This window comes from Streptomyces sp. WAC05292 (assembly GCF_003949955.1).
In the GTDB taxonomy this organism is placed as follows: domain Bacteria; phylum Actinomycetota; class Actinomycetes; order Streptomycetales; family Streptomycetaceae; genus Streptomyces; species Streptomyces globosus.
Genome location: NZ_RPSE01000086.1, coordinates 1 through 19,670, shown reverse-complemented (window position 1 = coordinate 19,670; position 19,670 = coordinate 1). Strand labels below are relative to the sequence as shown.

At 71.9% G+C, this 19,670-nt stretch carries 21 protein-coding genes and 1 pseudogene; 15 read left to right on the top strand and 7 right to left on the bottom strand.

Annotated elements, in window-relative coordinates:
- From EF903_RS34010 to EF903_RS12765, 4 genes are all read left to right on the top strand, one after another.
- The coding region (locus EF903_RS34010) for a DUF6968 family protein (protein WP_185902638.1) at positions 1-274 on the top strand (274 nt) is incomplete at its 5' end.
- Positions 275-366: 92 nt separating this feature from the next.
- Positions 367-822 carry a GNAT family N-acetyltransferase gene (locus EF903_RS12775; protein ID WP_125543334.1) on the top strand — a complete coding sequence of 152 codons (456 nt, stop codon included), beginning with the start codon at positions 367-369 and terminating at the stop codon, positions 820-822.
- A gap of 75 nt (positions 823-897) precedes the next feature.
- Positions 898-2,013, top strand: a complete 1,116-nt coding sequence (locus EF903_RS12770) for a winged helix DNA-binding domain-containing protein (RefSeq protein ID WP_125543333.1) — start codon at positions 898-900, stop codon at positions 2,011-2,013.
- A gap of 36 nt (positions 2,014-2,049) precedes the next feature.
- A complete protein-coding gene (locus tag EF903_RS12765; protein ID WP_125543332.1) occupies positions 2,050-3,762 on the top strand; it encodes an AMP-binding protein in 1,713 nt (570 codons plus the stop codon).
- A gap of 60 nt (positions 3,763-3,822) precedes the next feature.
- On the opposite strand, the gene EF903_RS12760 is transcribed toward EF903_RS12765, so the two are convergent.
- Together EF903_RS12760 and EF903_RS35870 are read right to left on the bottom strand one after the other, a co-directional pair.
- Positions 3,823-4,314, bottom strand: a complete 492-nt coding sequence (locus EF903_RS12760; RefSeq protein ID WP_125543331.1) for a glutathione peroxidase — start codon at positions 4,312-4,314, stop codon at positions 3,823-3,825.
- Positions 4,315-4,428: 114 nt separating this feature from the next.
- Positions 4,429-4,797 (bottom strand): hypothetical protein, encoded by a 369-nt coding sequence (locus EF903_RS35870; RefSeq protein ID WP_312845919.1) that lies wholly within the window; start codon positions 4,795-4,797, stop codon positions 4,429-4,431.
- A gap of 184 nt (positions 4,798-4,981) precedes the next feature.
- Here EF903_RS35870 and EF903_RS35195 point away from each other — a divergent pair, with 184 nt between their 5' ends.
- Together EF903_RS35195 and gcl are read left to right on the top strand one after the other, a co-directional pair.
- Entirely contained in the window at positions 4,982-5,167 is a 186-nt protein-coding gene (locus EF903_RS35195; protein ID WP_260615134.1) for a hypothetical protein, read from the top strand.
- A gap of 308 nt (positions 5,168-5,475) precedes the next feature.
- Positions 5,476-7,263, top strand: coding sequence for a glyoxylate carboligase (gene gcl / locus EF903_RS12750; protein ID WP_125543329.1), 1,788 nt, complete (start codon positions 5,476-5,478; stop codon positions 7,261-7,263).
- Positions 7,264-7,375: 112 nt separating this feature from the next.
- Here gcl and EF903_RS12745 read toward each other — a convergent pair whose 3' ends face one another.
- Positions 7,376-8,011, bottom strand: coding sequence for an HdeD family acid-resistance protein (locus EF903_RS12745; protein ID WP_125543328.1), 636 nt, complete (start codon positions 8,009-8,011; stop codon positions 7,376-7,378).
- Positions 8,012-8,234: 223 nt separating this feature from the next.
- Between EF903_RS12745 and EF903_RS12740 the strand changes: the two genes are divergently transcribed.
- A complete protein-coding gene (locus EF903_RS12740; protein WP_125543336.1) occupies positions 8,235-8,657 on the top strand; it encodes a DUF6325 family protein in 423 nt (140 codons plus the stop codon).
- Positions 8,658-8,677: 20 nt separating this feature from the next.
- On the top strand, positions 8,678-8,965 hold the full coding sequence (locus tag EF903_RS12735; protein WP_125543327.1) for an SHOCT domain-containing protein: 288 nt from the start codon (positions 8,678-8,680) through the stop codon (positions 8,963-8,965).
- A 403-nt stretch (positions 8,966-9,368) separates the two neighbouring features.
- Here the strand turns inward: EF903_RS12735 and EF903_RS12730 are convergent, their stop codons facing one another.
- From EF903_RS12730 to EF903_RS12720, 3 genes are all read right to left on the bottom strand, one after another.
- On the bottom strand, positions 9,369-10,826 hold the full coding sequence (locus EF903_RS12730; protein WP_125543335.1) for a catalase: 1,458 nt from the start codon (positions 10,824-10,826) through the stop codon (positions 9,369-9,371).
- Between the two features lie 221 nt (positions 10,827-11,047).
- A complete protein-coding gene (locus EF903_RS12725) occupies positions 11,048-11,941 on the bottom strand; it encodes a 2-hydroxy-3-oxopropionate reductase (protein WP_125543326.1) in 894 nt (297 codons plus the stop codon).
- 87 nt (positions 11,942-12,028) lie between these two features.
- Complete coding sequence (locus EF903_RS12720) at positions 12,029-12,862, bottom strand: TIM barrel protein (protein ID WP_125543325.1); 834 nt, start codon at positions 12,860-12,862, stop codon at positions 12,029-12,031.
- A gap of 125 nt (positions 12,863-12,987) precedes the next feature.
- Here EF903_RS12720 and EF903_RS12715 point away from each other — a divergent pair, with 125 nt between their 5' ends.
- The 7 genes and pseudogenes from EF903_RS12715 (at position 12,988) to EF903_RS12685 (ending at position 18,925) form a co-directional block, all read left to right on the top strand.
- Positions 12,988-13,239: a hypothetical protein gene (locus EF903_RS12715; protein ID WP_125543324.1), complete on the top strand. Its 252-nt coding sequence runs from the start codon at positions 12,988-12,990 to the stop codon at positions 13,237-13,239.
- Positions 13,236-13,613 (top strand): helix-turn-helix domain-containing protein, encoded by a 378-nt coding sequence (locus tag EF903_RS12710; protein WP_125543323.1) that lies wholly within the window; start codon positions 13,236-13,238, stop codon positions 13,611-13,613. Before EF903_RS12715 ends, EF903_RS12710 begins: the two co-directional genes overlap by 4 nt.
- A gap of 154 nt (positions 13,614-13,767) precedes the next feature.
- A complete protein-coding gene (gene uraD / locus EF903_RS12705) occupies positions 13,768-14,274 on the top strand; it encodes a 2-oxo-4-hydroxy-4-carboxy-5-ureidoimidazoline decarboxylase (RefSeq protein WP_125543322.1) in 507 nt (168 codons plus the stop codon).
- Positions 14,275-14,282: 8 nt separating this feature from the next.
- On the top strand, positions 14,283-14,675 hold the full coding sequence (uraH, locus tag EF903_RS12700; protein ID WP_125543321.1) for a hydroxyisourate hydrolase: 393 nt from the start codon (positions 14,283-14,285) through the stop codon (positions 14,673-14,675).
- Positions 14,676-14,681: 6 nt separating this feature from the next.
- A complete protein-coding gene (pucL, locus tag EF903_RS12695; protein WP_125543320.1) occupies positions 14,682-15,605 on the top strand; it encodes a factor-independent urate hydroxylase in 924 nt (307 codons plus the stop codon).
- Between the two features lie 221 nt (positions 15,606-15,826).
- Positions 15,827-17,221, top strand: coding sequence for an 8-oxoguanine deaminase (locus EF903_RS12690; RefSeq protein ID WP_125543319.1), 1,395 nt, complete (start codon positions 15,827-15,829; stop codon positions 17,219-17,221).
- A 400-nt stretch (positions 17,222-17,621) separates the two neighbouring features.
- Positions 17,622-18,925: pseudogene (locus EF903_RS12685) on the top strand (nucleobase:cation symporter-2 family protein).
- A gap of 79 nt (positions 18,926-19,004) precedes the next feature.
- Here the strand turns inward: EF903_RS12685 and EF903_RS12680 are convergent.
- Entirely contained in the window at positions 19,005-19,625 is a 621-nt protein-coding gene (locus tag EF903_RS12680) for a 3'-5' exoribonuclease domain-containing protein (RefSeq protein WP_125543318.1), read from the bottom strand.
- Positions 19,626-19,670: the final 45 nt, after the last annotated feature.

Sequence of the window (19,670 nt, the reverse complement as noted above, 5' to 3'; positions counted from 1 at the left end):
GCGCGAGGGCGAGGGGGCCCCGTTCCCGCTCGCCCTCGAACTGGGCGCCCCCTACCCCGACCCGGACCCCTCCGGCGACTGGATCTGCCCCTGCCGCATCGACGGCCTCCACGACTCCGAGGTGCACGAGGTGCACGGCATCGACGGCATCCAGGCCCTCACCCTCGCCGCGGACCTCCTGCGCAGCCTCCTCGCCCGCGAGGCCGAGGAGCGCGGCCTCACCTTCACCTGGCTCGGCGAGCCCGACCTGCAGGCCGCCGACGTCCTCCACTGACGGGCCCCCGGGGGAACGGCCGCCGCCCCCGTCGCGCATCATCGGATGACTGCACGGCGGGGGACCGGCCTCCGCGACCGAAGGGTGAGCCCATGTCGACCGGCATCCAGATCCGACCCGTCCGCGCCGAGGACTTCGCGCAGTGGCGCGTCCTCTACCGCGGGTACGCCGACTTCTACGAGGTCGACCAGACCGAGGAGATGGCGGCGACCGTGTGGTCGTGGCTGAACGACCCGGGCCACGAGGTGTCCGGCCTCGTCGCCGAGGACGCCGACGGCCGCCTGATCGGCCTCGCCCACCACCGCCCCTTCGCCCGCCCCCTGTCCGCCACGACGGGCTGCTACCTGGACGACCTCTTCGTCACCCCGGAAAGCCGCGGCTCGGGAGCCGCGGACCTCCTCCTCACGGCCCTGCGCGACCTGGCGGCGGAACGCGGCTGGAGCGTCGTCCGCTGGATCACCGCAGACGACAACCACCGCGCCCGCGCCAAGTACGACCAGGTCGCCACCCGCACGATGTGGGTCACCTACGACATGCCGACCTCCTGACGAAGCGGTCGGCATGACGGACCCTCGCGGGGAATGAGGACGGCTTCTGTCCTCGTTCGGCGATAGCGTGGCGGCATGGCCTCCAGGACTTCGCATCCCGTACTCGGTACCCGCGCGCTCAACCGTGCCACCCTCGCCCGGCAGATGCTGCTCGAGCGGGCCCCGGTGGAAGCGGGGGAGGCCGTGTCGCGGCTGGTCGGGCTCCAGGCGCAGAACGTCCGGCCCCCGTACTTCCAGTTGCACGCCCGGCTGGACGGCTTTCGGCCCGACGGGCTCGCCGCGGCCATGGAGGCGCGGGAGGTCGTCCGGATGGTGACCCTGCGGTCCACCATCCACACGCACACCGCGCACGACGCGCTGACCCTGAGGCCCCTCGTGCAGGCCGCGCGGGATCGGGAGGTCGCGCAGTTCCGGAAGGGGCTCGGCGGGGTCGATCTGGAGCGGTTGACCCGGCGGGTGCGGGCCTACGTCGAGGAGGAGCCGCGGACCATGGCCGAGATCAGGGCCGAGCTGTTGCGGGAGTGGCCGGGGGCCGATCCGCTGGGCCTGTCCGTGGCGGCCACCCGGCGGCTGCCGCTCGTCCAGGTGACGCCCCGCGGCGTGTGGGGCCGCAGTGGGCAGGTGCGGCTGACGACCGTCGAGCGGTGGCTCGGCGCCGACGCCGTTGCCGAGGCGCAGGAGCGGCCGCTGGACGTCGACGGCCTCGTCCTGCGGTACCTCCGGGCCTTCGGGCCCGCGTCCGTCAAGGACATGCAGGTGTGGGCGGGGACGACCCGGCTGCGGGAGGTGTTCGAGCGGCTCCGGCCGCAGTTGGCCGCCTTTCGGGACGTGAGCGGCGTCGAGCTGTTCGACCTGCCCGACGCGCCGCGGCCCGACGAGGACACACCCGCCCCGCCCCGCTTCCTGCCGGAGTTCGACAACCTGCTGCTCTCGCACGCCGACCGCAGCCGCGTCGTGCCGCCCGAGCTGAAAGGGCGCAGCTGGTCGGGCAACCAGGCCCATTGCACGCTCCTCGTCGACGGGTTCCTCGCCGGCCTGTGGCGGCTTGAGGAGGGCGGCGGACTCACCGTCGAGCTGTTCGACACCGTCGGCGCCGCGCAGAAGGAGCTCGTCGTCGCCGAGGGGGAGCGGCTGCTGGCCGGCATGACGGAGCGGAGCGGGTCCGTCCGTTTCGCGTCAATCCGCGGCTGACGCCGCTCTGGTGGGCCCCGCACCGCGCACGGCACGATGCCCTCCATGACCCACGACACCGCCCGGACCGCCGCCGGCGGCGACCCCGCCGCCGAGTTCCTCGCCGCCCGCGACTTCCTCCTCGCCCACCGGGGCGACCCCGACGCCGCGAGCGCCGGTTTCACCTGGCCCCGGCCGCGGAGCTTCAACTGGGCCCAGGACTGGTTCGACCGCCTCGCCGACGGCAACACGGCCGACGCCCTGCGCATCGCCGAAGAGGACGGGACCGTCCACGCCCTCACCTACGAGGAGCTGGCCGCCACGTCCCGCTCGGCCGCCGCCTGGCTGCGCGCGCAGGGCGTCGCCGCGGGCGACCGCGTCCTCGTCATGCTCGGCAACCAGCGCGAGCTGTGGGAGGTCATGCTCGCCGCGATGCGGCTGCGCGCCGTCGTCATCCCCGCCACGCCGCTCCTCGGCCCGGCCGACCTCCGCGACCGCATCGAGCGCGGCCGCGTACGCCACGTGATCGTGCGCGCCGAGGACACCGGCAAGTTCGACACCGCGCCCGGCACGTACACGAGGATCGCGGCAGGACCCGAAGTCCCCACCGGCTGGCGGCGGTTGGCGGACATGTACGGTGCCGACCCCGACTTCACTCCGGACGGCGAGACCTCCGCCGACGATCCGCTGATGCTGTACTTCACCTCCGGCACCACCGCCCGCCCCAAGCTCGTCGAGCACACGCACGCCTCGTACCCCATCGGCCACCTGTCCACCATGTACTGGATCGGGCTGCGCCCCGGCGACGTCCACCTCAACATCGCGTCGCCCGGCTGGGCCAAGCACGCCTGGTCCAACCTCTTCGCCCCGTGGAACGCCGGCGCCACCGTCTTCGTCCACAACTACGCCCGCTTCGACGCGGAGCGGCTGATGGAGCTGATGGACCGGCACGGCGTGACGACGTTCTGCGCGCCGCCGACGGTGTGGCGGATGCTGATCCAGTCGGACCTGTCGACGCTGCGGACCCCGCCCCGCGAGGCCGTCGCCGCGGGGGAGCCGCTCAACCCGGAGGTGATCGAGAAGGTCCGCGACGCCTGGGGCGTCACCGTCCGGGACGGCTTCGGGCAGACGGAGACCACCCTGCAGATCGGCAACTTCCCCGGCGTGGCGGTCAAGCCGGGCTCGATGGGGCGGCCCGCCCCCGGCTACCGGATCGTGCTCCTCGACCCGGTCACCGGCAAGGAGTCGCCGGACGAGGGCGAGATCTGCGTCGACCTGGGCACCCGGCCGGCCGGGGTGATGACCGGCTACCGGGACGATCCCGAGCGGACCGCCGAGGCCATGGCGGACGGGCTCTACCGCACCGGCGACATCGCCGCACGCGACGCCGACGGGTACCTCTCCTACGTCGGCCGCTCGGACGACGTCTTCAAGGCCTCCGACTACAAGATCAGCCCGTTCGAGCTGGAGAGCGCGCTGCTGGAGCACGAGGCCGTCGCCGAGGCGGCCGTCGTCCCGGCCCCGGACCCGGTGCGGCTGGCGGTGCCGAAGGCGTACGTCGCCCTCGCCGCCGGATGGGAGGCCGGGCCGGAGACCGCGCGGGCGCTGTTCGCGCACTCCCGCGCGGTGCTCTCCCCGTACAAGCGGATCCGGCGGATCGAGTTCGCGGAGCTGCCGAAGACGGTCTCCGGCAAGATCCGCCGGGTGGAGCTGCGGGCCCTGACGGCCGCCGGGTCGGGCACCGAGTACGACGAGGCCGAGCTGGGCTGAGGCCCGCGGGGCGGGGCGGCCGGCCGCCCGGCCGCCCCGCCCGGCCGCCCCTCCGGCGGACTACTTCGCGGGCAGCAGCGCCTCGATCGCGGAGACGACCTCCTCGGACTCCGGCTCCGTACGAGGCCGGAACCGCGCGACGACCTCGCCGGCCGGGGAGATCAGGAACTTCTCGAAGTTCCACTGGATGTCGCCGGCCTCGCCGTCGGCGTCCGGGGTCCGCACCAGCTCGCGGTAGAGCGGGTGCCGGTTCTCGCCGTTGACCTCGGTCTTCTCCAGCATCGGGAACGTCACGCCGAAGCCGGCCGCGCAGAAGGTCTGGATGTCCTCGGCGGTGCCGGGCTCCTGCCCGCCGAACTGGTTGCAGGGCACGCCCACCACGGTGAAGCCCTTCGCCTCGTACGCGAACTGCAGCCGGGCCAGGCCCGAGTACTGCGGGGTGAGCCCGCACTGCGAGGCGGTGTTCACCAGCAGGATCACCTTGCCCTTGTGCTCACCGAGGGTGGTGGGCTCGTCGGACAGGGTGGTCAGCGGGATGTCGTACAGGCTCATCGGCTCTCCTCGGCGGTGAAGGCACTGTCGCGGCCAGCGGTTTCCGCCCCGAGCCTACGTGCCGTCCGGGCGGGCCGGAGCGGCCGGTGGGGCCCGGCGGCCCCGGCCGGGCGCTCAGCCACCCGCCGTGACGAGCGCCTCGGCCGCCTCGTTGAGCGGCTGCGGCATGCCCGTCAGGTCCATGATGAACAGCGGTATGCCGAGGGCGTCCGCCCGGGAGCGGGCCTCCTGCGTGTACCCGGCGAGCGCGAAGTACACGGCGGAGGCGGAGGCCGCCAGGCCGTTCAGCCACAAGCACTCCACCGCCCGCAGCCCGGTCGGCGCGGTCGTCGGGTCCACCTGGGCGACGAGCCCGGGGGCGCGCAGGTCCACGGCGGCGGACGGAACGGGCGGGCCCTCGGGGCTGCGGACGTCGCGGAAGCCGAGCCAGCGCAGGTACAGGGCGGCCGACGCCACGGCGTCGCGCGCGGTCCGGATCGTCACCGGGCGGAACGGCGCCCGCGGCACGGGCACCCCCGGGCCGCGCCCAGCCGCGGCAGCCGCCGCGGCCCGTGCCCCGGAGCTGCCGTGTGCCGCCCCGCCGGGCGGGGGCCGGTACGCCTGCGCGGCACCTCCCGCGGCACCTCCCGGCGACGCATCCACCGGCAACACCGCGAGCCGAACCACCGTGCCGCACGAGCCGCACCCCACCTCCGGCTGCGGCCACTCGCCGACCCGCCCGCACGCCGCGCACCGCGCCCGCACCCACGCCTCCGACCAGTTCCGGTGCGACAGCACCGCCGGCGGCGCCGACGGGTCCAGCGGCAGCACGGCCGGGGCGCCGCACGCGCAGGGGAAGGCCGGGGCGGTGTAGCCGTTCTCGCGCAGGCACTCCGGGCAGCGCACCGGTACCGCTTCCGCCATGGCCCTCGGACCCCCTCCGTCGCTGTGGTGGGTCCATGCTCCCGCAACGGCGGCCGCTGCGGCGGCAGCGGCGGGGATTTCCGGTCCCGGCGGGCCGCCGTTTGTGCGTCCCGCTTGAACGAGTCGCGGCATTTGGTGGGTTCGGGGGTTCCCGGACGCCTTGACGTGCACCGACCCGCCACTTAGCTTGTTCCGTATAACAGAATAAAAATTCCGCATTGCGGAAACAGTCTGACCGCCAGACCTGCAGGAGACCCGATGCCCCGTATGACAGCCGCAGCCGCCGCCGTGGAGATCCTCAAGCGCGAGGGTGTCGCGCAAGCGTTCGGCGTGCCCGGCGCTGCGATCAACCCGTTCTACCGAGAGCTCAAGAACGTCGGCGGCATCAAGCACACCCTCGCCCGCCACGTCGAGGGCGCCTCGCACATGGCGGAGGGCTTCACCCGGGCCAAGGCGGGCAACATCGGCGTCTGCATCGGCACCTCCGGCCCCGCCGGCACCGACATGATCACCGGCCTCTACTCGGCGATCGCCGACTCGATCCCGATCCTCTGCATCACCGGCCAGGCCCCGGTCTCCAAGCTCCACAAGGAGGACTTCCAGGCCGTCGACATCGCGGCGATCGCGGGGCCCGTCACCAAGAAGGCGACGACGGTCCTGGAGGCCGCGCAGGTCCCGGGCGTCTTCCAGGAGGCCTTCCACCTGATGCGCTCCGGCCGCCCCGGCCCGGTCCTCATCGACCTGCCGATCGACGTCCAGCTCACCGAGATCGAGTTCGACCCGGAGACGTACGAGCCCCTGCCGGTCTACAAGCCGCGGGCCACCCGCGCCCAGGCCGAGAAGGCCCTGGCCTTCCTGCTCCAGTCCGAGCGCCCGCTGATCGTCGCCGGCGGCGGCATCGTCAACGCCGACGCCTGCGACCTGCTGGTCGAGTTCGCCGAGCTCACCAACGTCCCGGTCATCTCCACCCTCATGGGCTGGGGCACCATCCCGGACGACCACGAGCTCTCCGCCGGCATGGTCGGCGTCCAGACCTCGCACCGCTACGGCAACGAGACCTTCCTCGCCTCCGACTTCGTCCTCGGCATCGGCAACCGCTGGGCCAACCGCCACACCGGGTACAACCTGGAGGCGTACACCAAGGGCCGCACCTTCGTCCACGTCGACATCGAGCCCACCCAGCTCGGCAAGATCTTCGCCCCGGACTACGGCATCGCCTCCGACGCCAAGGCCGCGCTGGAGCTGTTCGTCGAGATCGCGAAGGAGCTCAAGGCCGCGGGCCGGCTGCCGGACTTCTCCGCGTGGGCCGCCTCCGCGCAGGAGCGCAAGGCCACCCTCCAGCGCCGCACGCACTTCGACGACATCCCGATGAAGCCGCAGCGCGTGTACGAGGAGATGAACAAGGCGTTCGGCCCGGAGACGCGCTACGTCACCACCATCGGCCTGTCGCAGATCGCCGCCGCGCAGTTCCTGCACGTCTACAGGCCGCGCCACTGGATCAACTGCGGCCAGGCCGGCCCGCTCGGCTGGACGATCCCGGCCGCCATCGGCGCCGCCACCGCGGACCCGGAGACCCCGATCGTCGCGCTGTCCGGCGACTACGACTTCCAGTTCATGATCGAGGAGCTGGCGGTCGCCGCGCAGCACAAGGTCCCCTACGTCCACGTCCTCGTCAACAACGCCTACCTGGGCCTGATCCGCCAGGCCCAGGCGGGCCTCGACATCAACTTCCAGGTCAACCTGGAGTTCGAGAACATCAACACCCCGGAGATCGGCGTCTACGGCGTCGACCACGTCAAGGTCGCCGAGGGCCTGGGCGTCAAGGCGATCCGCGTGACGGACCCGAACGAGCTGGGCGCCGCCTTCGAGCAGGCCAAGAAGCTCGCCGTCGAGCACCGGGTCCCGGTCGTCGTCGAGGCCATCCTGGAGCGCGTCACCAACATCTCCATGAGCAAGACGGTCGACATGAGCAACGTGACCGAGTTCGAGGAGCTCGCCACCGAGCCCGGCCACGCCCCGACCGCCGTCAAGGCCCTCAAGGTCTGACCGGCGCGCCACGGCAGCGCACGGCGGCCCCCGCACCCTCGAAGGAGGGGCGGGGGCCGCTCCGCGTCCGCGTCTTTCGCCTCACGGGCCGCACGGGCCGCACGGGCCCCGGTCAGTGCCGCACCGCCGACCGCAGGGCGAACGCGGCCGCGGCCTCCGCGAGGCCGAGCAGGATCAGCCACAGCCCCAGCAGCCTCGTCAGCGCGACGGCGGACTCGATCGGCAGGCACAGCACGACGATGCCCGCGACGATCCCCAGCAGCGCGAGCGCGAAGGCCAGGCCGCGGTGGGGAAGCGCCCTGTTCGCGACGGCCGCGTAGGCGCCCAGCATGCCGGAGGCCAGCCACACCATGCCGATGACCAGCGCCAGGACGGTGATGGTCAGCTGGGGGCCGCGCAGGCACAGCACGCCGGCCACGACGTACACGACGGCGGCCAGCAGCCCGGCCGCCCGCTCGCCGGCCTCGTGGGACCCCGCGAACGCCGCCACGAACCGGAAGACGCCCGCCACGAGCAGGTAGAGCCCGATGAGCACCGCCACCAGGTGCAGCGTCTTGTCCGGCCACACCAGCATGAGGATGCCGAACACCAGCGTCGCGAGCGCGGAGCCCAGCACCCACTTCCAGGACGCGCCGAGCGCCCCGAGCCGGTCGAGGGGATCTGCGGCCGGGCCGCCGAGGGCTGCGGAGGAGCTGCCGAAGGGGTCGTCGGCGGGCTCCGGGGGTACGGGCCGTTCGGGGGCGCTCATGGCTCCTCCTCACCACGTCGGGCGGGTCGGAGGGGAGTACGCGGGCAGCGCGCTCCTGCCTCTCCCGCCCCTCCGAGAATGGCCCGGCGGCCGCCCCGGTGCCTCACCCGCGGGGGGTGACCTCGCGCGGGCTGCGGCGCGCCTACGGTCGACTTCGTCCGTGACGGTGTGACGGGACGCGACAGGAGGAGCGGACGTGACCAGAGAGAACGGCCTCGACGACATGGGGCCCATCGACTACCTGGTGGTCGAATTCCCCGGCAGCCACCTGACCGGCGAGGGGATGCCCCTGCTGGCCGATCTCGTGGACCGCGGCATCATCCGCATCCTCGACCTCACCTTCCTCACGAAGGAGGAGGACGGCTCGGTGCGGGGCCTCGCCCTGGCCGACGTCACGGGCGACGGCAGTCTCGACCTCACCCTCTTCGAAGGGGTCTCCTCGGGCCTGCTCGGCAAGGAGGACCTCGACGAGGCCGGCGGGCTGCTCAAGCCGGGCGACTCCGCGGCCGTGCTCCTCTACGAGAACCTGTGGGCGGCGCCCCTGGCCGCGGCCCTGCGCCGGGCCGACGCCCGGATGATCGCGAGCGGCCGCATACCGGTCCAGGACATCGTCGAGGCACTGGACGCCCTCGACGGCGCGGCCTGACGAGACGGAGGGAAGAGACCATGCCCGGACTGCTTCGAGGCGTCGCGCGCACCGCGGCGATCGCCGGGACGGCCACCGCCGTCTCCAACCGCGTCTCGCGCCGCCAGGCCGGCCGGTGGGCCCGGCAGGAGGCGCAGGAGAGCCCGGCGCCCCCGCCGCAGGCACCCGCCCAGCCGCCGCCGGCGGCGGCCGCGCCCTCCATGGAGGACAAGATCGCCCAGCTGAAGGAGCTCGGCACCCTCAAGGACCAAGGGGTGCTGACCGAGGAGGAGTTCGCCGCGCAGAAGGCCCGCATCCTCGGTTCCTGAGGCGCACGGGAACGGCGAAGCGCCGGGCCGCGGGACCGTCCGCGACCCGGCGCCGGTCCGGGTGGATCTGTACCGCCCGACGGGGCGAGGCTGGCGCGACAGGACGTTCGCTCCCGCCGGGCGGGTCTGTGGGGGAGGTGTGCTCCGGTCCGCGGGGGCTTCCGTTCGGGGCCCCCGGGCGGTTGCGGAGCGGCTGGGACCGCGGTGGCGCCGACAGGACCTCTGATCCGCCTCCCTCAGGTCAAGAGGCGGGCCGTCGAGGGCCTTTACCACCGCACTGGCTCGACGCCACCGCGGTCCTCGTCCTGCCCGTGCCGTGAACCACCCCTCATCCGGGCTCTCGGCAGCGGGCCGGCACCAGGGACCCGACCTCCCGTCGGTGCCCCGGTGCGTCCTGTGCGGCTCAGGCGTCGCGCAGCGCGCGGACCGCCTCCTCGACGCGCTTGCCGTAGTCGGCGTCCGCGGCGTGGAAGTGAGCCAGGTTCTTCTCGATGACGTCCTCGCGGGACACCTGGGACAGGCCGCCGGCGATGTTCGCCACCAGCCGCTCCTTCTCGGCGTCCGACATCAGCCGGTACAGCTCGCCGGCCTGGAAGAAGTCGTCGTCCTTGGTGTGCAGCGGGGCCGCGTGGGCGCCCGTGTACCCGGCGACGGCGCGCGGGGCGCCGAGCGCCAGGCCGGTCTCGGCCGGGCCCTGGTGGGAGTTGGGCTCGTAGTTCTTGTCGGTCCGCGAGCCGTTGCGGGTGGCCATGAAGCCGTCGCGCCCGTAGTTGTCGGCGACCGTCGCCTTGGGGGCGTTGACCGGCAGCTGGGTGTGGTTCACACCCAGGCGGTAGCGCTGGGCGTCGGCGTACGCGAAGAGGCGGCCCTGGAGCATCTTGTCCGGGGAGGCGGTGATGCCGGGGACGAAGTTGTTCGGGGAGAAGGCGGCCTGCTCGACCTCGGCGAAGACGTTGTCCGGGTTGCGGTCGAGGACCAGGCGGCCGACGCGCCGGAGCGGGTAGTCGGCGTGCGGCCACACCTTGGTGAGGTCGAACGGGTTGAACCGGTAGTCCTCGGCCTCGGCGGCCGGCATGATCTGGACGTACAGCGTCCAGGACGGGTACACGCCGCGCTCGATGGCCTGGAGCAGGTCCGTCTGGTGCGAGTTGGGGTCCTTGCCGGCGAGCTCGGCGCCCTGCTCGGAGGACAGGCAGCGGATGCCCTGGTTCGTCTTGAAGTGGTACTTGACGAAGAAGGCCTCGCCCTTGTCGTTCGTCCACTGGTAGGTGTGCGAGCCGTAGCCGTTCATGTGGCGGTACGAGGCCGGTATGCCGCGGTCGCCCATCAGCCAGGTGATCTGGTGCGTCGCCTCGGGGGAGTGCGCCCAGAAGTCCCAGACGTTGTCCGGCTCCTGCTTGCCCGTGAAGGGGTCGCGCTTCTGGGAGTGGATGAAGTCGGGGAACTTGATCGGGTCCTTGATGAAGAACACCGGCGTGTTGTTGCCGACGAGGTCGTAGTTGCCCTCTTCGGTGTAGAACTTCAGCGCGAAGCCGCGGGGGTCGCGGACCGCGTCCGCGCCGCCGAGGGAGTCGGCGACGGTGGAGAAGCGCAGGAAGGTCTCGGTCTTCTTGCCGACGGTGTTCAGGAACGCGGCGCTCGTGTAGGCGGTGACGTCGTCGGTCACCTCGAAGTGGCCGTAGGCGGCCGAGCCGCGGGCGTGCACCACGCGCTCCGGGATGCGCTCCCGGTTGAAGCGGGCGAGCTTCTCGAGGAGCTGCTGGTCCTGGATGAGGAGCGGGCCACCGACGCCGGCGGTGGCGGAGTTCTGGTTGTCGGCGACCGGGGCGCCGGACTCGGTCGTCAGCGTGCGCTTCGACATGGTGACCTTCCGTACGGGTAACTGCTGACGGAAAGCGGCTTCCGTCATGCGGAACAGCCTAGATTTCGGCCGAACGCAGCGTCAACAGTTTGTTGAAGAAAGAGTGAGGGTGGTGTTCCGGACGGCGCCGGCGCCTGGGCGCGACAGGACAGGTGTCGGCACCGGCACCGTCCGGAAACTCATGGCCCCCGGTTGCGGGGGGTTCGGCGCGGCCGGCCCGGTCAGACCTGCGAGCCGGAGAGGCGCTCGACGGCGCGGAGCAGGGCCGAGTGGTCCAGGCCGCCGTCGCCCTGGGCGCGCAGCGACGCGACGAGCTGGGCGACGACCGCGCCGACGGGGAGGGCGGCGCCGACGCTGCGCGCGGCGTCGGTGACGATGCCCATGTCCTTGTGGTGCAGGTCGATCCGGAAGCCCGGCTTGAAGTCCCGGTTCAGGAAGTTGTCCTTCTTCCGCGTCAGGACCGTCGAGCCGGCGAGGCCGCCGTTCAGGACGTCGAGCGCGGCGTTCAGGTCCACGCCCGACTTCTCCAGGAAGACCACGGCCTCGGCGCACGCCTGGATGTTGACGGCGACGATGAGCTGGTTGGCCGCCTTCACCGTCTGGCCGGAGCCGTGCGGGCCGCACAGGACGATGGTCTTGCCGAGGGTCTGCAGGACCGGCAGGGCCGCGTCGAAGTCGGCCTGCTCACCGCCCACCATGATGGAGAGCACGGCCTCGATGGCGCCGGCCTCGCCGCCGGAGACGGGCGCGTCGATGACGCGGATCCCCTTCTCCTCGGCGTTGCGGGCCAGGTCGACGGAGGTCTGCGGGGTGATCGACGACATGTCGACGAGCAGCGCGCCGGCCTTCGCGTTCTCCAGGATGCCGTCGGGGCCGTAGGAGATGGCCTCGACCTGCGGGGAGGCGGGCACCATCGTGATGATCACGTCGGCGTCCCGGACGGCCTCGGCGATCGAGCCCGCCGCCGTGCCGCCCGCGGCCGCGAGGCGGTCCAGCTTGTCCTGCTCCAGCGTGAAGCCGGTGACCTCGTAGCCGGCCTTCAGCAGGTTCTCGGACATGGGGGAGCCCATGATGCCGAGGCCGATCCACGCGATCTTGGGGAGGTTGTTGCTCATGGTGACGGGTCCTTCTCTGGAAAAGCTCTCGGAGCGGGGTACGAAAAGCGGCGGGCGCGCCTGGGTGAACGTCCGGAATCCGGGCGGCTACCGGGTGGCGCGGGCCTCGGCCGGCAGCCATCCGAAGGAGGCGGCGGCGTCCTCGGCCTTGTACTCCAGGCCGACGAAGCCCTGGTAGCCGGCCTTGCGGAGCTGGTCGAGGAGGTCCTCCAGCGGCAGCTCGCCGGTGCCGGGGGCGCCCCGGCCCGGCTTGTCCGCGATCTGGACGTGCCCGGTCTTGGCGGCGTACTTTTCGATGACCTCCGAGAGGTCCTCGTCGTTCATCGCCAGGTGGTACAGGTCGAGCAGGAACTTGGCGTTCCCCAGGCCGGTCGCCGCGTTCACCCGGTCCACGACGTCGATCGCGGCCGGTGCGCTCACCAGCGGGTAGAGCGGCGACTCCGGCTGGTTCAGGGTCTCGATCAGCAGGACCGCACCCACCCGGTGCGCGGCGCGGGCCGCGGCGACCAGGTTCTCCAGGGCCAGTTCGTCCTGGGCCGCCGGGTCCGCGCCCTCGACGCGGTTGCCGTAGAGGGCGTTCAGCGCCTTGCAGCCGACGGAGGCGGCGAAGTCCGCCGCGACGTCGATGTTGGCGCGGAAGCGCTCCGACTCCTCACCGGGTACGGAGACGGCGCCGCGGTCCGGGCCGGGGAGCCGCCCCGCGTAGAAGTTCAGCCCCACCAGCCGGGTGCCGGCGTCGTCGAGGGCGTGCCTCAGGGCGTCCAGCTCCTCCTTCGCCGGGGTGGGGGTGTCGATCCAGGGCCACCACAGCTCGACCGCGGTGAAGCCCGCCGCGGCAGCGGCCGCGGGGCGCTCCAGGAGCGGGAGTTCCGTGAAGAGGATCGACAGGTTCACATCGAAGCGCTGGTCCGTGTATCCCATGAGGGGTGTGCGCTCCTTCCGTATTGCGGAAGTTCGTTTCTGCTTGATGGAAGACTGCAAGCCGGGCGCTGCTCCTGTCAAGTGGGGGCTGCCGGTTTTTCCGTACCTCGGGGTAGCTTGACCAGGTGCGATTGAGAGTGGAGTTCACGACCGAGCCCTTCGACCTCGAAGAGGCCCCCGCCCATGCCGTGGCCGCCCGCGAGGTCATCCAGAGGGCCCAGCTGGACGCCGTCGACGTGGGTCCCTTCGGCAACACCGCCGAGGGCGAGGTCGGGGCGGTCCTGGAGGCGGTGTCCGCGCTGCTGCGCGACTCGCTCGGGGCCGGCGCGACCCGCGTCTCCCTCCAGGTGAACGTCATCGAGGAGGACGGCGCATGACCGAGCCTCGCGACCACCCGTTCGTCGCCGCGGTCAAACCGCTGGTCGACGCCATGGGCGGGGTGCTCATGGATCCGTCCGAGGCCCGGCCCGACGACGTGGTGCTCGCCTGGGAGGGCCGGGACCTCCTCGCCGTGCGCCTGCCCCAGCTCGGCGAGTCCCTGGATCACATCCTGGCCGCGCTGGAGCGCCGCCACGGCGTACCGTTGTCACAGCTGGACCGGAAGGCCAAGCAGGACGTCGTCCGGGTACTGGAGGCGCGCGGCGCCTTCTCCGTGCGCCACGGCGTCGAGACCGTGGCCGGCGCCCTCGGCGTGAGCCGCTTCACCGTCTACAACTACCTGAACCGGGAAAACGCCAAGAACCAGGGGTGACGCCGATCTCACCCACCGTCACAGGCCGCCGCTCCGAAATCCACCGGACGGCGGCTTTTGTGTACACGAACTTTCAACAAAGTGTTGACGCCGTGTTGTCCAGGGCGTTAGCTATGCGCAGCCCGACAAAGCAACCAGGCCACGGAGGCTTCCCGTGACTTCGAGTCCGACCCCGGGGCTGACCCGGTTCAACACCCTCGACGACGCAGCGGCCGCGGCCGAGCTGCACGAGGTGTGCGCGAGCGCGGCCTGGGGCAGCAAGGTGCTCGCCCAGCGCCCCTTCGCCGACGCCGACGCCCTGTTCGCCGCGAGCGACGCCGCCATGGCGGAGCTCACCGAGGCGGACCTGGCGGAGGCCATGGCCGGCCACCCGCCGATCGGCCGCCCGAAGCCCGGGGACCCGACCTCCGCCCGCGAGCAGCGCGGCATGGCCGGGGCCTCCGAGGAACTCAAGGCCGAACTGCTCGAACTGAACCTGGCCTACCAGGAGAAGTTCGGCCACGTCTTCCTGATCTGCGCCACCGGTGCGACCGGCGAGCAGATGCGGGACGCCGTCAAGGTCCGGATCCGGAACACCGCCGAGGCCGAGCGGGAGACCGCCCGCGGGGAACTCGTCAAGATCAACCGGATTCGCCTGAACCGACTCGCCGAAGGAGCGTGACGGCGCGCATGAGCACCGACACCACCGCCTCCGTGTCCACGCACATCCTGGACACCAGCATCGGCCGCCCCGCCGAGGGCGTCGCCATCACGCTCGCGGCCCGCAGCGGCCCCGCCGCCGAATGGACCCCCCTCGGCGGCTCGGCCACCGACGCCGACGGGCGTTGCAAGGACCTCCCGGCCCTGCCGGAGGGCACCACCCACGTACGCCTCGACTTCGAGACCGAGGTGTACTTCGCACAGAAGCAAGCCGCCGAGGCGCAGCAGGACGCCCCCCGCGTAAGGGACAGCGGTGCGTTCTTCCCCGAGGTGACCATCACGTTCGCGGTCCACCCGGGCGAGCACTACCACGTACCGCTGCTGCTCAACCCGTTCGGCTACTCCGTTTACCGAGGGAGCTAGCAGACCATGCCCACGATTCTCGGCCAGAACCAGTACGGCAAAGCAGAGAACCGCGTCGTCAGGATCACGCGGGACGGCGACACCCACCACATCAAGGACCTGAACGTCTCCGTCGCCCTCTCCGGCGACATGGACGACGTCCACTACTCCGGCTCGAACGCGAACGTCCTGCCGACGGACACCACCAAGAACACGGTGTACGCCTTCGCCAAGGAGTACGGCATAGAGTCCGCCGAGCAGTTCGGCATCCACCTGGCCCGCTGGTTCGTAGGCAGCCAGGAGCCGATCCACCGGGCGCGCATCCGCATCGAGGAGTACGCCTGGGAGCGGATCCCGACCTCGGACGCCAACTCGAAGTTCATCGGCTCGGACGAGGTCAAGCACTCCTTCGTCCGCAAGGGCCAGGAGACCCGCGTCACCCAGGTCACCTACGACGGCTCCGCCTGGGAGGTCGTCTCCGGCCTGAAGGACCTGGTCGTCATGAACTCCACGAACTCCGAGTTCTGGGGCTACGTGAAGGACAAGTACACCACCCTCCAGGAGGCGTACGACCGGATCCTCGCGACCCAGGTCTCCGGCCGCTGGCGGTTCAACTGGACCGACGACGAGCAGCGCATGCCGAACTGGGAGCGCTCCTACGAGGCCACCCGCACGCACATGCTGGAGGCCTTCGCCGAGACCTACTCCCTCTCGCTGCAGCAGACGCTGTACCAGATGGGCTCGCGCATCATCAACCACCGCTCGGAGATCGACGAGGTCCGCTTCTCGCTCCCGAACAAGCACCACTTCCTCGTCGACCTGGAGCCCTTCGGCCTCAAGAACGACAACGAGGTGTACTTCGCCGCGGACCGACCCTACGGCCTGATCGAGGCCACCATCCTGCGGGACGGCGCCGACGCGCGCATCCCGGTGGACCTCACCAACCTGTAGTCCGGACCGGCACCGGCCCGGCGCCCGGGTCCGGGGCTCCGCAGTAGCCCCCGGACCCGGACCCCGGCCCCCCACCCGCAACACCCGCGAACTTCCCGAACTCGGCACCCGGAGCATCAGGCGGGGCGGCAGTACTGTCAGCTGCCAGGCCCCCGGTTTCGGCACTCAAATCCCCGGGTCCTGCCGTGCCCGCACCGCCACTGAAAGCACGAGGAAGCCCCATGGCAGCCACTGACAGCGCGGCCCGGCGCATCGTCATCGAGAACTGCGCGATCGCGACCGTCGACGCGAACGACACCGAGTACGCCTCGGGCCACATCGTCATCGCCGGCAACAGGATCGAGTCCGTCGGCCCGGGCAGCGCCCCCGCGGACCTCGACGGCGTCGAGCGCCGGATCGACGCCACCGGCCACCTCGTGACCCCCGGCCTGGTCAACACCCACCACCACTTCTACCAGTGGATCACCCGAGGCCTGGCCACCGACCACAACCTCTTCAACTGGCTCGTCGCGCTCTACCCGACGTGGGCGCGCATCGACGAGCAGATGGCGTACTCGGCCGCGCAGGGCTCGCTCGCCGCCATGGCCCGCGGCGGCGTCACCACCGCCATGGACCACCACTACGTCTACCCCAAGGGCGCCGGCGACCTCTCCGGGGCGATCATCCGCGCCGCCTCCGAGATGGGCGTCCGCTTCACCCTGGCCCGCGGCTCCATGGACCGCAGCGAGAAGGACGGCGGCCTGCCGCCGGACCACGCCGTCGAGACCCTCGAAGGCGCGCTGGCCGACACCGAGGCGACCGTCAAGAAGTTCCACGACGCCTCCTTCGACGCGATGACCCAGATCGCCGTCGCCCCCTGCTCCCCCTTCTCCGTCTCCACCGAGCTCCTCAAGCAGGGCGCCGAACTCGCCCGCCGCCTCGGCGTGCGCATGCACACCCACGGCAGCGAGACGGTCGAGGAGGAGAAGTTCTGCCACGAGCTCTTCGGCATGGGCCCCACCGACTACTTCGAATCGACCGGCTGGCTCGGCGAGGACGTGTGGATGGCGCACAGCGTCCACATGAACGACTCCGACATCGCGGCCTTCGCCCGCACCAAGACCGGTGTGGCGCACTGCCCGTCCTCCAACGCCCGCCTCGCCGCCGGCATCGCCCGCGTACCGGACATGATCGCCGCCGGCGTCCCCGTCGGCCTCGGCGTCGACGGCACCGCCTCCAACGAGTCCGGCGAACTGCACACCGAGCTGCGCAACGCGCTCCTCATCAACCGCCTGAACCCGGTGCACCGCGAGGCCGCGCTCACCGCCCGCCAGTCCCTGCGCCTCGGCACGTACGGCGGCGCACAGGTCCTCGGCCGCGCCGACAGCATCGGCTCGCTGGAGGCCGGCAAGCTCGCCGACCTGGTGCTGTGGAACCTCTCCACCTTCCTGCACTCCTCCATCGCCGACCCGGTCACCGCCCTCGTCTTCGGCGCCGCGGCCCCGGTGACGGCGTCGTTCGTCAACGGCAGGCAGATCGTCGAGGACAACCGCCTGCTCACCGCCGACGAAGACGCCATCGCCCGCTCCACGCGGGCCGAGGCGCAGCGCCTCGCGCGCCTCGCCGCGCAGGGCTGACCCCCGGAAGTCCGGCCGGGGGGGACGGCCCCCGGCCGGCGGCCGCGGACCCGAGCGGGGTCCGCGGGAGCCGTTCCCGGGGCGCGCCCGCGGATCCTCTCCGCGGGCGCACCCGGGGGCGGTGACTCGTGCCACCACCTTCCTCTGCCACACCCTCGCGTGCCGGCGCACGGTGAACGACTCGGGCGAATCGTTTCCGCGGGCCGCCGCACACCCACGACCCACGACCCACCCAGGCTCCACCCGCAGACCGCACGCACCACCCTCCATGACACCCACGTCCTGCCGACGTGTTAACCGACCGGAGGAAGCCGTGGCCCAACCGCCCAGGTTTCGCAAAGACGCAGCCGCCGCACCGGGGGAGAAGCACCCCGTCGACGAGACGCTCCCCCCGCTCAGGATGTTCACCAGCGGCCTCCAGCACGTGGCCGCCATGTACGCGGGCGTCGTCGCCCCACCCATGATCCTCGGCCCGGCCGTCGGGCTCACCGCCGGCGAGACGGCCTTCCTGATGGGCGCCTCGCTCTTCACGGCCGGCATCGCCACCCTGCTCCAAACCCTCGGATTCTGGCGGATCGGCGCCCGGCTCCCCTTCGTCAACGGCGTCTCCTTCGCCGGCGTGACCCCGATGATCGCCATCGGCAAGGACCGCGGCGAGGACGCCCTCCCCGTGATCTTCGGCGCGATCATCGTCGCCGGGGCGGTCGGCTTCCTCGCCGCCCCCTACTTCGGCAAGCTCGTCCGCTTCTTCCCACCCGTCGTCACCGGCACCGTCATCACCCTCATCGGCGTCTCGCTGCTGCCCGTCGCCTTCAACTGGTCCCAGGGCGGCGACCGCACCGCCCCCGACTACGGCTCCATCCCGCACATAGGCCTCGCCGCGGCCACCCTCGTCATCGTCCTGCTGCTGCGCAGACTCCTGCGCGGCTTCCTCCGGCAGATCGCCATCCTGCTCGGCCTCGCCGCCGGAACCCTCCTCGCCATCCCCTTCGGCATGGCCGACTTCTCACCCGTCGCGGACGCCCCCCTGCTCGGCTTCCCGACGCCCTTCCACTTCGGGGCCCCGCAGTTCCAGGTCGCCGCCATCATCTCGATGTGCCTCGTGATGCTGGTCTGCATGACCGAGTCCACCGCCGACATCCTCGCCCTCGGCCGCATCGTGGACCGCCCGGCCGACGCCCGCACGATCGAGGGCGGCCTGCGCGCCGACGCCCTCGGCAGCGCCGTCAGCCCCCTCTTCAACGGCTTCATGTGCAGCGCGTTCGCCCAGAACATCGGCCTCGTCGCCATGACCGGGGTCCGAGCCGGTTCGTCGTCGCCACCGGCGGCGGCATCCTCATCCTGCTCGGCCTGTGCCCCGTCGCCGCGTCCGCGATCGGCGTCGTCCCACTGCCCGTCCTCGGCGGCGCCGGCATCGTCCTCTTCGGCTCCGTCGCCGCCAGCGGCATCCAGACCCTGGCCGGGGCCGCCATGGAACGCGGCGAGAACGCCCTCATCGTCGCAGCGTCGGTCGGCATCGGCCTGATCCCGATCGCCGCACCGGACTTCTACCACGCCTTCCCCAAGGACCTGCTCGTCGTCCTGGACTCCGGCATCAGCACCGGCTGCGTGACCGCCATCGTGCTGAACCTCGCCTTCAACCACCTGGGCGCCAGGCGCGCCCAGGCCGCGGACGCCTGCCCGGACCCCCTGCCCGCCCACTGAACCCCCGACCGCCGGCGGGGCGTACGCCACCCACTGCGGGCGTGGCGTACGCCCCGCCGCGCCGCCGTTCCGGCCCCGGCTACGGGGCGCCCGCCGGAGCCGCGCCCGGGCCGGGCCACAGCATCAGATTGCTCATCAACTCCGCCTGCTCGACGGCGTCGTCGAGGGCATGGTGGGTGTGCCGGCGGCGCGAGCGCAGCTCGTACGGCATCCGCCCCTTGACGGCGGCCCGCAACGGGACCCGCGCCTTCACCGCGTACAGCGTCTTCATGTCCAGGCACCCGGAGTGCCCGAACGGGCTCTCGCCGCCGAACCGCATCAGGTACCAGTACAGGAACGTCCAGTCGAAGGAAGCCGGGTAACCGCACATCACGGGCTGCGCCCCGGCGTCGGAGGCCACCTCGTGCGCCCACGCCCGGAACGCGTCCATGGCCACCGCCGGATCGGCACCCTCACGCAGCAGCCGATCGCGGTCGAGCCCGCTGACGGCGAGCGCCTCGGGGTCGAACGCGTCGCTGATGGGCCGGAGCTCTCGGTAGAAGTTCCGCCGCTCGGGATCCGCGGGCGTGTAGACGTCCCCGTCCTGCCGCCCGGCGACCGCGGCACCGAAGCTGATCATCGAGTAGGGGCCGGGGATGGGACCGTCGGCCTCGATGTCGACGGAGATGTAAAGACTGGGACGCGCGGTACGGGCTGCCATGCGCGAGAGCATGCCAGTACGGGGGCGCGCGGAGCACCCGGATTT